Here is a 13,112-nt window from a genome sequence, read left to right on the forward strand (position 1 = left end):
CTGGCGTCTAACCGAAGCGGATGACCTGCCGCACGGCTTTGCCTTCGGCGAGTTCGTCCATGCCCGAATTGATTTCGTCGAGAGTGATCGTCGAGGACACCAGCGACTCGACCGGTAGCCGGCCCGCACGCCACAGCCCGACAAAGTACGGGATCTCACGCGAGGGCACCGCCGAACCGAGATAGCTGCCGATCAGTGACCGGCCCTCGGCCACAAAGCCCAACGGGGACAGCGATACCCGCGCATCGGGACGAGGCAGGCCGACCGACACCGTCCGACCGCCGGGAGCGGTGAGATCGACCGCGGTCTCCAGCGCGCTCGGATGGCCGACCGCCTCCACCACGACGGTCGCCTTGAGGCCCCGATCACGCGCTTCGTCGGGCGTGTACGCCTCGTGCGCGCCCATGCCGCGGACTCTTTTCAATTTGTCGGGCAGCGGGTCGACGCCGACCACGTGAACGTCGTCCTGAGCCAAAGCGGTGAGGATCGCCGCCATGCCGACGCCGCCGAGCCCGACGACGGCCACGGTGTCGCCCCGGCGCGGCCGGCCGGCGTTGATCACCGCGCCGCCGCCGGTCAACACGGCGCAGCCGAGCAGAGATGCCACGGCCGCGGGCACATCGTCGGGCACCGGCACCACCGAGCGCCGGTCGACCACCGCGTGGGTGGCGAAACCGGAGACGCCGAGATGGTGGTGCACCGGCCGGCCGTCGCGCGACAGCCGGCGTTCGCCGGTCATCAACGTGCCTGCCGCGTTGGCCGCGCTGCCGGGCTCGCACGGGGTGAGGCCGTCGGTGGCGCACGCCGGGCACCGGCCGCAGCGCGGCAGGAAGGTCATCACGACGCGGGCGCCGACGCTCACATCCGAGACCCCGGCGCCGAGCGCCTCGGCGACTCCGGCGGCCTCGTGGCCGAGCAGCATCGGCACCGGTCGGACCCGGCTTCCGTCGACCACCGACAGGTCGGAGTGGCACAGGCCGGCGGCCTCGACGCGCACCAGCAGTTCGCCCGCCCGCGGCGGTTCGAGGTCCAACTCGCCGACCGACAGCGGCCTGGACTCGGCGTACGGCCGTGCGCGGCCGATCTCTTCCAACACGGCACCGCGAATCCTCATGGTCACCAGCCTGCCTGCGACACTGCTGCCATGACCAGAAGCGAGGAGTCGCCGACGGCGGGCGATTTTCCGGTGCACTGGCCGGTGACGACCAGATGGGCCGACAACGACATGTTCGGCCACCTCAACAACGCGGTGTACTACGCGCTCTTCGACACGGCGATCAACGGGTGGATCAACACCAGCGTCGGGATCGACCCTCTGACCGTTCCCTGGCTGGGCGTGGTGGCCGAATCGGGCTGCCGGTATGTGGCCGAGTTGCGGTTCCCGGAGCCGCTGTCGGTCGGGCTGGCGGTGACGCGGCTGGGCAACAGCAGCGTCACCTATCGGCTGGGGCTGTGGCAGCAGAACGGCCCGGTCGCGGCGGTGGGGCACTGGGTGCACGTCTACGTCGACCGGGCCGAGCGCAGACCGGTGCTGATTCCGGAGCAGATTCGCGCACTGCTGGAAAAGGCGCGCGTCGACCATCGGGCGTGATCGATATGCTCGTCGGATGCCGCTCGTGAGCAAGACCGTCGAAGTGGCGGCCTCCGCCGACGCGATCATGGGGATCGTCGCCGACTTCGAGGCTTACCCCGAATGGAACGAAGAGATCAAAGGTTGCTGGGTGCTGGCCCGCTACGACGACGGCCGCCCCAGCCAGTTGCGTCTCGACGTCGTCGTGCAGGGGCAGGCGGGCACGTTCATCACGGCCGTCTACTACCCGGGCGACAACCAGATCTTCACCGTGCTGCAGCAGGGTGACCACTTCGAGAAGCAGGAACAGAAGTTCTCGGTAGTGGCGATGGGGCCGACGTCGCTGCTGACCGTCGATCTCGACGTCGAGACCAAACTGCCGATCCCCAAGCAGATGGTGAAGAAGGCGATCGGCGACACGCTGGATTACTTGGCCGGCAACCTGAAGGCCCGCGCCGAGCAGCTGGCGGCGAACTGAGAGAACGACGGCGAGCGCGCACTGGCGTACGGAAAACATCGCTGTTTGCGTACCTGGCTGAGCGCTCAGCCGCGGAACTTCAGCTCCACAGCCCCGCTTCGTCGAGCCGCGCGATCAGACGCTGCGCACCGTCAGTGAACTCGGCGCCGGTCAGTGTGACGATGGTGGCCACGTCGCGCCGACGAAGTGCGCCGATGAGTTCGCGATGGCGGGCGATCGCCAAGACTCCCCACTGCGGATCGCCGGCATAGATCTGACCGGGCAGATAGCGGGCGACATGAAGGAGGAACCAGGCCAGCTTGATCCGGCCGGTGGACCGGTTGAACGCCCGGTGGAAGGCGAATTCCGCGGCGGCGATCTCCTCGGTGTCGTGCCGTTCGACGGCGGCCGCCAACTGGTCGTTGAGCCGGTCCAACTCGTCGATCTCGGCGTCGGTGATGCGCGCGGCCGCCGTGGCCGCCAGCTCCTTGGCGATCGCGGCCTGTAGCCAAAAGATGTCCTCGACATCGGTGCGCGTCAGCGGTACCACCACGTGGCCGCGGTGCGGCTCCAGTTGCACCATGCCCTCGCCGCGAAGTGTGCGCAGCGCCTCGCGCACGGGCGTGATGCTCACCCCGAGCGCCGCGGCGGTCTCGTCCAGCCGGATGAAGGTGCCCGGCCGCAGCGTGCCGGTCATGATGTCGGCGCGCAACCGCGCCGCGACCTCGTCGGACAGTTGTTCGCGCCGCACCGCCCGCCGCGGCCGCCGCCGAGGCGCAGTGGGTGCGTTCACTGTGGTCTCCGGTCGTTTCTCGCAGCGCTGAGGCGGGCTTGTCCCAAAGCGGCCGAGGCCATAGTGTGACCGGGGCAACACTATGTTTGATCAAATATCACCCTCGCGCAACCCGCATCAGATGGAGCGTCAGCAGTTGATCGAGCCGGATCCCACCGCACAGCCCTACCTCGCCCGCAGGCAGAACTGGACGAACCAGCTTGCTCGCCACGCTCTGATGCAGCCTGAGGCCACCGCGCTGCGGTTCCTCGGCCGGACGACGACCTGGCGGGCGCTCGATCAGCGAGTGGGCACCCTCGCCGGCGCGTTGAGCAGGCGCGGAGTGAAGTTCGGCGACCGGGTGCTGATCCTCATGCTGAACCGCACAGAGTTCATCGAGTCGTTCCTCGCGGTCAACAAGCTCGGCGCGATCGCCGTGCCGGTCAACTTCCGCATGACTCCGGCGGAGATCGCGTTCCTGGTCGGCGACTGCAAGGCCGAGGTGGTGATCACCGAGGCGGTGTTGGCCAACGTGGCGACGGCCGTGCGTGACATCGGAGACACCGGAGCGACTCTGACCACCGTGATCGTCGCCGGCGCCGCGACCGACCAGAACGTGCTCGGCTACGACGACCTGATCGCCGAGGCCGGTGAGCCCGCGGCGACAGTGGATATCCCGAATGACTCCCCGGCGCTGATCATGTACACCTCGGGCACGACCGGCCGGCCCAAGGGCGCGGTGCTCACCCACACCAACATCGCCGGCCAGGCGTTGACGTTCCTGTTCAGCAACGGCGCCGACATCAACAATGACGTCGGCTTCATCGGCGTGCCGCTCTTCCACATCGCGGGGATCGGCAACATGATCCCCGGCCTGCTGCTGGGCCGCCCGACCGTGATTTACCCGCTGGGCGCGTTCGACCCCGACGAGTTGCTCGACGTGCTCGAAGCCGAGCAGGTCACCGGCATCTTCCTGGTGCCCGCGCAGTGGCAGGCGGTGTGCGCCGCACAGCAGGCCCGGCCCCGCGCGCTGCGCCTGCGCGTGTTGTCCTGGGGCGCCGCACCGGCATCCGACACCCTTCTGCGACAGATGGCCGAGACCTTCCCGGGCACCCAGGTCCTGGCCGCCTTCGGCCAGACTGAGATGTCACCGGTGACCTGCATGCTGTTGGGCGAGGACGCGATCCGCAAGCTCGGCTCGGTCGGCAAGGTGATCCCCACCGTGGCGGCCCGTGTCGTCGACGAGGACATGAACGACGTCCCGGTCGGACAGGTCGGCGAGATCGTCTACCGCGCACCGACTCTGATGGCCGGCTACTGGAACAACCCGGGGGCCACCGCCGAGGCATTCGCAGGCGGCTGGTTCCATTCCGGCGACCTCGTCCGCCAGGACGAGGAGGGCTACGTCTGGGTCGTCGACCGCAAGAAGGACATGATCATCTCCGGCGGCGAGAACATCTACTGCGCCGAGGTCGAGAACGCGCTCGCCGCCCACCCGGCGATCGCCGAGGTCGCCGTGATCGGGCGTCCGGACGAGAAGTGGGGTGAAGTGCCCGTCGCGGTCGTGGCGCTCGGCACAGGCGATCGGACCGATCTTGACCTGCGTGATCTTGACGCGTTCCTCACCGAGCGGCTCGCCCGGTACAAGCACCCCAAGGCTCTCGAAGTCGTCGACGCGTTGCCGCGCAACCCGGCCGGCAAAGTCCTGAAAACTGAACTGCGCGCACGTTTCGGGACCGCAGGTCCGATTGACGCGGATGAAAGTTTCGGTGCGCCAACGATTTCTGCTTCGGCGCCAAGGGACTAAGGGGCCGAATTGAGTTTGCTAACGGTTACAGGCTCAATCCGCCGGATGCACTGCACGGCGGGAAAGGCATCGGGTACATTCCTGTGGTCCGTCTTACTACCGGTGGGTAGGGAGACGGGGATTACATCGGTGAGGTCGGGGCAAGGAGGGGACGTGCGACAGGGGCTGCCGATGCACCACGACAGTCGCCGTTGCGCCGCGGGAGCACACTGGTGACGGCGTCGACCGGCGTGGTCGGGTACGTCCGCGATCAGACCAGACCCGCGCTGGAGGCCGTGGGCGGTTTCGTGCGCATGTGCGTGCTCACCGGCAAAGCCCTGTTCAAACCGTTTCAATGGCGAGAGTTCATCCTGCAGAGCTGGTTCCTGTTCCGGGTGTCGTTTCTGCCGACTCTCGCAGTGTCAGCGCCGTTGACCGTGCTCTTGATCTTCCTGCTGAACATCCTGCTCGCGGAGTTCGGCGCCGCCGACGTGTCCGGCGCGGGTGCGGCGATCGGCGCCGTCACCCAGCTCGGCCCGCTGGTGACCGTGCTCGTCGTCGCCGGGGCGGGTTCCACAGCCATCTGCGCGGATCTAGGAGCGCGCACCATCCGCGAGGAGATCGACGCGCTCGAGGTACTCGGCATCGACCCGATCCACCGACTGGTGGTGCCGCGCGTCGTCGCCTCCACGTTCGTCGCCTTGTTGCTCAACGGCGCAGTGATCACCATCGGCCTGGTTGGCGGATTCATCTTCGGGGTGTACCTCCAAAACGTCTCCGCGGGCGCATATGTATCCACACTCACGCTGATCACCGGTCTCCCGGAAGTGGTCATCTCGATCGTCAAGGCCGGGACGTTCGGCTTGATCGCCGGGCTGGTTGGCTGCTACCGCGGCCTTACGGTGTCGGGCGGCGCCAAGGGTGTCGGTACCGCGGTCAACGAGACGCTGGTGCTGTGCGTGATCGCCCTGTTTGCCGTGAACGTGGTGCTGACCACGATCGGTGTCCGGTTCGGTACGGGGAGCTGACGTGTCCACGACAACGGTCCTGCGTTCACGGTTCCCGCGGGCATACGAGCGCACCAAGAGTGTGGCCAGTGCACCCGCGCGGTTTCTCGACAGCGTCGGACACGTCGCGTGGTTCGTCGTCACCACGATCGGCTCGATCCCGCACGCACTGCGCTATTACCGCAAGGAAACGCTGCGACTGATCGCCGAGATCGGCCTGGGCACTGGCGCGATGGCGGTCATCGGCGGCACCTCCGCAATCGTCGGCTTCGTCAGCTTGTCTGGTTCGTCGCTGGTCGCGATCCAGGGCTTCGCCTCGCTGGGCAACATCGGCGTCGAGGCGTTCACCGGCTTCTTCGCCGCGATGATCAACGTGCGCTCGGCCGCCCCGCTGGTGGCAGGTGTCGCCTTGGCCGCGACGGTCGGTGCCGGCGCCACCGCGGAGCTGGGCGCCATGCGCATCAGCGAGGAGATCGACGCGCTCGAGGTGATGGGCATCAAGTCGATCTCATACCTGGTGTCGACTCGGATCATGGCCGGGTTCGTAGTGATCATCCCGCTGTACGCGATCGCGATGATCTTGTCATTCCTCTCCGGGCAGGTGACCACCACACTTTTCTACGGACAGTCGACCGGTACCTACGAGCACTACTTCCGGACATTCCTGCGACCCGAAGACGTGTTCTGGTCCTTCATGGATGTGCTCATCATCTCGGTCATCGTGATGGTGAACCACTGCTATTACGGCTATTTCGCCAGCGGCGGACCGGTCGGCGTCGGCGAGGCCGTTGGCCGAGCCATGCGGGCGTCACTGGTGGCGGTGGCAGTGGTAGTTCTGCTGGTTGCGTTGGCGCTCTACGGCGTCGACCCGAACTTCAACCTGACGGTGTAACGCCATGACCGCCCCGCTGAACAACCCGCGCACCCCGCCGTACAAGCTGGCCGGCCTGGTGCTGAGCCTGTTGACGGTTGTCGCTCTGGTACTGGTGTACCTGCAGTTCCGCGGCGACTTCCTCAACCGTGAGCAGCTGACCTTGGTGGCCGCGCGGGCCGGCCTGTCCATGGACCCCGGCGCCAAGGTGACCTTCAACGGCGTCGAGATCGGCCGGGTGGCCAACGTCGAAGCAGTCACCGTCGGCGAAGAGCCGAGGGCGAAGATCACGCTCAACGTCGATCCCAAGTACCTCAAGCTGATTCCGAAGAACGTCGACGCCAGCATCGACGCGACCACCGTGTTCGGCAACAAGTACATCAACTTCTCGTCGCCGAAGAACCCGACGGAAGCACGGATCACACCGGACGATGTGATCGACGTGACGAACGTGACCACGGAGTTCAACACGTTGTTCGAGACCATCGTGTCGATCTCCGAACAGGTCGACCCGATCAAGCTGAACCAGACGCTGGCCGCGACCGCCGAGGCGCTCGACGGGTTGGGCGACCGGTTCGGACAGTCGATCATCAACGGCAACCAGATCCTCACCGACGTCAATGCCCGGATGCCGGAACTCCGTCGGGACAACCGGCTGTTGGCCGACCTCGGCGAGGTGTACGCGAACGCGGCGCCCGACCTGTTCGCCGGGCTGGAGAACGCGGTCACCACCGCCCGCACGCTCAATGAGCAAAGGGCGAACCTCGATCAAGCGCTGGTCGCCTCGATCGGATTCGGCAACACCGGTGCGGACATCTTCGAGCGCAGTGCGCCGTACCTGATTCGCGGCACCGAAGACCTTCTGACGACATCGAAGACGCTCGACGAGTACAGCCCTGCGCTGTTCTGCACCATTCGAAATTTTCACGACGTGGAGCCAAAAGTCGCTGCATCCCTTGGCGGCAACGGGTATTCGCTGCAGACCCTGTCCACCATTGAAGGCGCCGGTAACCCCTATGTGTATCCGGACAACCTGCCGCGGGTGAACGCGCGCGGTGGCCCCGAGGGCCGGCCGGGCTGCTGGCAGCCGATCACGCGCGACCTGTATCCCGCGCCGTATCTTGTGGCGGACACGGGTGTTTCGATCGCGCCGTACAACCACTTCGAGTTGGGCCAGCCGATCCTGATCGAGTACGTCTGGGGTCGCCAGGTCGGGGAGAACACGATCAACCCATGAAAATCACCGGTACCGCCATCAAGCTCGGCGCCTTCTCAGTGGTGCTGCTGCTGTTCACCGCGATTATCGTGGTGGTGTTCGGACAGATGCGCTTCGACCGCACCACCAGCTACTCGGCGATCTTCTCGAGCGCCAGCGGGCTACGCGCCGGCCAGTTCGTCCGCGCGTCGGGCGTCGAGGTCGGCAAGGTTGACAGCGTCGAGTTGGTCAACGGCGGATCGCAGGCGAAGGTCGAATTCAATGTCGACCGATCGCTGCCGATGTTCGAGGGCACCACCGCCTCGGTGCGGTACCTGAACCTCATCGGCGACCGCTATCTGGAACTCAAGCGGGGTGACAGCGACAAGCGGCTGCCCAGCGGCGCAACGATCCCGCTCGAGCAGACCCAGCCCGCACTGGATCTCGACGCGCTGATCGGCGGCTTCCGGCCGGTGTTCCGCGCGCTGGACCCGGAGAAGGTCAACACCATCGCCGAGTCGATCATCACGGTCTTCCAGGGCCAGGGCGGCACGATCAACGACATCCTGGACCAGACCGCCTCGCTCACATCGGCGCTGGCCGACCGCGACCAGGCGATCGGCGAGGTGATCCGCAACCTGAACACCGTGCTGGACACCACGGTCAAGCATCAGGCCGAGTTCGACCAGACCGTGCAGGATTTCGAGAAGCTGATCACCGGCTTGAAGAACCGCGCGGATCCGATCGCCACCTCGGTCGGGGATATCAGCGACGCGGCGGGCACGGTCGCCGACCTGCTCGCCGACAACCGGCCGCTGCTGCAGAGCACCGTCGGACATCTCGAGGTCATCCAGCAACCGCTGATCGATCAGAAGGACGAGCTCAACGACTTGCTCACCAGGCTGCCCACCGCGTTCAAGATCATCGGCAGGGCCGGCGGTATCTACGGCGACTTCTTCAACTTCTACGCCTGCGATATCTCCTTGCGGCTCAACGGCCTTCAGCCGGGTGGGCCGGTCCGGACCGTCAAACTCTTCAGTCAGCCGTCGGGTAGGTGCACACCGCAATGAGGACGCTCGAAGGGTCGAACCGGGTCCGTGGCGGGTTGATGGGAATCATCATCCTGATCATCGTCATCGGCGTGGGACAGAGCTTCGCCAGTGTCCCGATGCTTTTCGCATCGCCCACCTACTATGCGTACTTCTCTGACACCGGTGGCATCGGCACGGGCGACAAGGTGCGCATCGCTGGCGTGGACGTCGGCGATGTGCGCAGCATGGAGATCGAGGGCGACAAGGTCAAGATCGGCTTCGGGCTTGGCGGGACGCAGATCGGCACCGACAGCCGCGCCGCCATCCGCACCGACACCATTCTCGGACGCCGCACCATGGAGATCGAGCCACGCGGTTCGGAACCGTTGCGCGCGAACGGCGTTCTGCCACTCGGCCAGACGACGACGCCGTACCAGATCTACGACGCGTTCTTCGACGTGACGAAGGCCGCCTCGGATTGGGACACCCAGACCGTGAAGCGTTCGCTGAACGTGCTCTCGGAGACCATCGACCAGACCTATCCACACCTGAGCGCCGCGCTCGACGGGGTGGCCCGGTTCTCCGACACCATCGGCAAGCGCGACGAGGACATCAAGAAGCTGCTGAGCAACGCCAACAAAATCGCGGGCATCCTGGGCAGCCGCAGTGAACAGATCAACCAATTGCTGGTCAACGCCCAGACCTTGCTCGGCGCGATCAATGAGCGCCAGTACGCGGTGAGCATGCTGCTCGAGCGCGTCGGCTCGTTCTCCGAACAGGTCAAGGGCTTGATCGACGACAACCCGAACCTCAACCGGGTGCTCGAACAACTCCGCGTGGTCAGCGGCGTGCTGGTCGACCGCAAGTACGACCTGATGGACACCCTGACCACGGTCGCAAGCTTCGTGGCGTCGCTCGGTGAAGCGGTCGCTTCGGGCCCGTACTTCAAGGTCATGCTGGTCAACCTGCTGCCGGGCCAGATCCTGCAGCCGTTCGTGGACGCCGCCTTCAAGAAGCGCGGTATCGACCCGCAGAAGTTCTGGCGCGACGCGGGCCTGCCCGCCTGGCGGTTCCCGGACCCGAACGCGCAGGGCTTCGAGAACGGCGCCCCGCCGCCGGGACCGGCCGTGCTCGAAGGCACCCCCGAGAACCCGGGACCCGGTGTGCTGAAGGGCTCACCGTGCTCGTACACGCCGCCGGCCGACGGTCTGCCGACACCAGGCGACCCGCTGCCCTGCGCGGATCTGTCCGTGGGGCCGTTCGGCGGTCCCGCGTACGGGCCACCCAATGTGGCGACCTCTGACCCGAATGTGCACGGCCCGCAGCCGTCTCCGGGCGTGCCGGCCGCGGCGATTCCGGGTCAGATCTCGCCGCCGGTGCCGGGTGCGGACATGCCGCTGCCGCCGGCCCCGCCAGGAGCGCGCACAGTGCCGGTCGGGCCGCAACCGCCGCTGCCGCCGGATTTCACGCCGGGCATCGCACCGTTGCCACCGGCGTTGCCCGCGCCGGCGGTCCCGGGCCCCGGTCAGCAGCTGCCACCCGCCAACACGCCACCGCTGCCGGGGAACCCACCGTTCCTGCCGCCACTCTCTCAGGGACAGGGGGGCTGATCGATGACAACGATCTTCAACATCCGAAACCTGAAGTTGCCCAAGGTTTCCCGGGTGACCGTCATCATCGGCGCGCTGGTCGTGGTGCTGGCGTTGGTGGCCGCCTTCGTCGGGTACAACCTGTACAAGAAGCTGACCACCAACACCGTCGTCGCCTATTTCACCGACACGCTGGCGCTGTATCCCGGCGACAAGGTGCAGATCATGGGGGTGAAGGTCGGCTCGATCGACGCGATCGAACCGGCCGGCGACAAGATGAAGGTCACCTTCCACTACGAGAACAAGTACAAGGTGCCCGCCAACGCCACCGCGTCGATCCTGAACCCGAGCCTGGTGGCGTCGCGCACCATCCAGCTGTCGCCGCCGTACACCGGCGGGCCGGTGATGGAGGACGGTGCGGTCATCCCGCTGGAGCGTACGCAGGTGCCGGTCGAGTACGACGAGCTGCGTGACTCGATCAACCGGATCCTGACCGATCTGGGGCCGACGCCGGAGCAGCCCATGGGCCCGTTCGGCGACATCATCGAATCCGCGGCCGACGGCTTCGCGGGCAAGGGCAAGCAGCTCAACGAGACGTTGAACAACCTGTCGGAGGCACTGTTCGCGCTCAACGAGGGCCGCGACGACTTCTTCAGCGTGGTGAAAAGCCTGGCGCTGTTCGTCAACGCGCTGCACCAGAGCGATCAGCAGTTCGTCGCGCTGAACGACGATCTCGCCGAGTTCACCAACGCGTTCACCAACACCGACCGCGAGGTCGCGAACGCACTGCAGGACCTCAACCAGCTGTTGACGACCACCCGCGGGTTCCTCGACGAGAACGCCGAGGTGCTCACCACCGACGTCAACAACCTGGCCGAAGCGACCACCGCGATCCTGCAACCAGAGCCGCGCAACGGTCTGGAGACCGCCCTACACGTGTTCCCGAATCTCGGCGCGAATCTCGTGAATATTGCTTCTCCGGTCACCGGTGGCATAAACAGCTACGCCGTCATAAACAACTTCGCCAATCCGCTGCAGTTTGTGTGCAGTGCAATCCAGGCGGGCAGCCGGCTGGGTTATCAGGAGTCGGCCGAGATGTGCGCGCAGTACCTAGCGCCGATCCTGGACGCGATCAAGTTCAACTTCCCGCCGTTCGGGATCAACCAGTTCAGCTCGGCGATGACGCTGCCCAAGCAGATCGCCTACTCCGAGCCGCGGCTGCAGCCGCCGCCGGGCTACAAGGACACGACCGTGCCGGGCATCTGGTCACGCGACACCTTGTTCTCGCACGGCAACCACGAACCGGGCTGGGTCGCCGCGCCGGGTATGCAGGGTGTCGACGTGCAACCGTTCACGGCGAACATGATGACCCCGGAGTGCCTGGCGGAACTGTTGGGCGGACCCAACTGTGTGGTCCCCGCGGCACCGCCGGCGTTCGGCACGACGCGCAACGGCAATCTGCCCGGTCCGCCGAATGCCTTCGACCAGAACAACCCGCTGCCGCCGCCGTGGTACCCGCAGCCGGGCCCGCCGCCGCCGCCGGCGCCGGGTGTGATCCCGGGCGATCCGGGCGGAGCGGCGATGGCCGGCCCGCTGCCGGCTCCCGGCCCGGGACCGGGGCCCGCTCCGGCCGCGCCCGCCCCGGCAGGGCCGCCGCTACCAGCAGAGGCAGGTCGGTGATGAGCGTTCGTAGGTGGAGCAGGTTCGCGCAGCGAGCCGTCGCGCTGGGCGCGGTCGCGCTCGTGCTGAGTTCCTGCGGTAACTGGAAGGGCATCGCGAACGTGCCGTTGCCGGGCGGTCCGGGCACGGGGCCGAACGCGACGACGATCTATGTGCAGATGCCGGACACCTTGGCGCTCAACGTGAACAGCCGGGTGCGGGTCGCCGACGTCTATGTCGGCCGGGTGCGCGCCATCGAGCTGAAGAACTGGGTCGCGACGCTGACGCTGGATCTGCAGCCCGACATCGAACTGCCCAGGAACGCCCTAGCCCGCATCGGCCAGACCAGCTTGTTGGGTTCACAGCATGTGGAGCTGGAGCCGCCGCCGAACCCGTCGCCGGAGCCGCTGCAAAGCGGTGACACGATCCCGCTCGCGAACTCGTCGGCCTACCCGAGCACCGAGCGGGTGCTGGCGAGCATCGCCACCATCCTGCAGGGCGGCGGGGTGCAGAACCTCGAGGTCATCCAGACCGAGATCTTCAACGTGCTCAACGGCCGGGCCGATGAGATCCGCGAGTTTTTCAACAAGCTGGACACGTTCACCGCCGAATTGAACCAGCAGCGCCAGGACATCACGCGCGCAATCGATTCCACCGACCGGCTACTCACGATCGTCGCGGAGCGCAACAACACGCTGGACCGGGTGTTGACCGAGTTCCCGCCGCTGATCAAGCATTTCGCGGAGACGCGCGATCTGTTCGCCGACGCGGTGGAGGCCGTCGGCCGGATCAGCCGGGCCGCAGACAACGCGTTGGCGCCGGCCAGCGACAATCTGCACACCAACCTGCAGAACCTGCAGCGGCCGCTCAAGCAGCTCGGGCGGGCGTCGCCGTACCTGATCGGCGCCCTCAAGCTCATGCTCACCGCGCCGTTCTCGATTGAGAACGTGCCGAAGGTGATCCGCGGCGACTACCTCAACGCGTCACTGATGGTGGACTTGACACTTTCGTCGCTCGACAATGCAGTACTGACGGGCACGGGCCTTTCCGGGATGCTGCGCGCGCTGGAGCAGGCGTGGGGTCGCGACCCGGCGACGATGATCCCGGATGTGCGGTTCGTGCCGAACGCGCACAACGCACCGAACGGCCCGCTGGTGGAAAGGGGTGAGTGAGCT

At 66.5% G+C, this 13,112-nt stretch carries 12 protein-coding genes; 10 read left to right on the top strand and 2 right to left on the bottom strand.

Annotated features, from left to right (window positions below):
• Window positions 1-7: 7 nt before the first annotated feature.
• Entirely contained in the window at window positions 8-1,114 is a 1,107-nt protein-coding gene (locus G6N18_RS16475) for an alcohol dehydrogenase catalytic domain-containing protein (RefSeq protein WP_083000166.1), read from the bottom strand.
• A 30-nt stretch (window positions 1,115-1,144) separates the two neighbouring features.
• On the opposite strand from G6N18_RS16475, the gene G6N18_RS16480 reads away from it, so the two are divergent.
• Complete coding sequence (locus G6N18_RS16480) at window positions 1,145-1,591, top strand: acyl-CoA thioesterase (protein WP_083000167.1); 447 nt, start codon at window positions 1,145-1,147, stop codon at window positions 1,589-1,591.
• 16 nt (window positions 1,592-1,607) lie between these two features.
• Window positions 1,608-2,048, top strand: a complete 441-nt coding sequence (locus G6N18_RS16485) for an SRPBCC family protein (protein WP_083000169.1) — start codon at window positions 1,608-1,610, stop codon at window positions 2,046-2,048.
• Between the two features lie 79 nt (window positions 2,049-2,127).
• Here the strand turns inward: G6N18_RS16485 and G6N18_RS16490 are convergent, their stop codons facing one another.
• Window positions 2,128-2,820 carry a GntR family transcriptional regulator gene (locus G6N18_RS16490; RefSeq protein WP_083000170.1) on the bottom strand — a complete coding sequence of 231 codons (693 nt, stop codon included), beginning with the start codon at window positions 2,818-2,820 and terminating at the stop codon, window positions 2,128-2,130.
• 121 nt (window positions 2,821-2,941) lie between these two features.
• On the opposite strand from G6N18_RS16490, the gene fadD5 reads away from it, so the two are divergent.
• The 8 genes from fadD5 to G6N18_RS16530 all read left to right on the top strand — a co-directional run bounded on the left by fadD5 (window position 2,942) and on the right by G6N18_RS16530 (window position 13,109).
• The gene (fadD5, locus tag G6N18_RS16495; RefSeq protein ID WP_083000172.1) at window positions 2,942-4,606 is read left to right on the top strand and encodes a fatty-acid--CoA ligase FadD5; all 1,665 of its coding nucleotides are present in this window, start codon (window positions 2,942-2,944) and stop codon (window positions 4,604-4,606) included.
• Window positions 4,607-4,818: 212 nt separating this feature from the next.
• Window positions 4,819-5,613 (top strand): MlaE family ABC transporter permease, encoded by a 795-nt coding sequence (locus G6N18_RS16500; protein WP_067225407.1) that lies wholly within the window; start codon window positions 4,819-4,821, stop codon window positions 5,611-5,613.
• Between the two features lies 1 nt (window position 5,614).
• Window positions 5,615-6,484, top strand: coding sequence for an MlaE family ABC transporter permease (locus G6N18_RS16505; RefSeq protein ID WP_067225409.1), 870 nt, complete (start codon window positions 5,615-5,617; stop codon window positions 6,482-6,484).
• A 4-nt stretch (window positions 6,485-6,488) separates the two neighbouring features.
• Window positions 6,489-7,700 (top strand): MCE family protein, encoded by a 1,212-nt coding sequence (locus G6N18_RS16510; RefSeq protein ID WP_083000174.1) that lies wholly within the window; start codon window positions 6,489-6,491, stop codon window positions 7,698-7,700.
• Window positions 7,697-8,728, top strand: coding sequence for a virulence factor Mce family protein (locus G6N18_RS16515; RefSeq protein ID WP_067080318.1), 1,032 nt, complete (start codon window positions 7,697-7,699; stop codon window positions 8,726-8,728). Before G6N18_RS16510 ends, G6N18_RS16515 begins: the two co-directional genes overlap by 4 nt.
• Complete coding sequence (locus G6N18_RS16520; RefSeq protein WP_067225413.1) at window positions 8,725-10,299, top strand: MCE family protein; 1,575 nt, start codon at window positions 8,725-8,727, stop codon at window positions 10,297-10,299. Before G6N18_RS16515 ends, G6N18_RS16520 begins: the two co-directional genes overlap by 4 nt.
• A gap of 3 nt (window positions 10,300-10,302) precedes the next feature.
• A complete protein-coding gene (locus tag G6N18_RS16525) occupies window positions 10,303-11,958 on the top strand; it encodes a virulence factor Mce family protein (RefSeq protein ID WP_067080312.1) in 1,656 nt (551 codons plus the stop codon).
• A complete protein-coding gene (locus G6N18_RS16530; protein WP_067080309.1) occupies window positions 11,958-13,109 on the top strand; it encodes an MCE family protein in 1,152 nt (383 codons plus the stop codon). The genes G6N18_RS16525 and G6N18_RS16530 overlap by 1 nt, the downstream gene beginning before the upstream one ends.
• Window positions 13,110-13,112: the final 3 nt, after the last annotated feature.

It is taken from the genome of Mycolicibacterium celeriflavum, from assembly GCF_010731795.1.
GTDB classification, from domain to species: domain Bacteria; phylum Actinomycetota; class Actinomycetes; order Mycobacteriales; family Mycobacteriaceae; genus Mycobacterium; species Mycobacterium celeriflavum.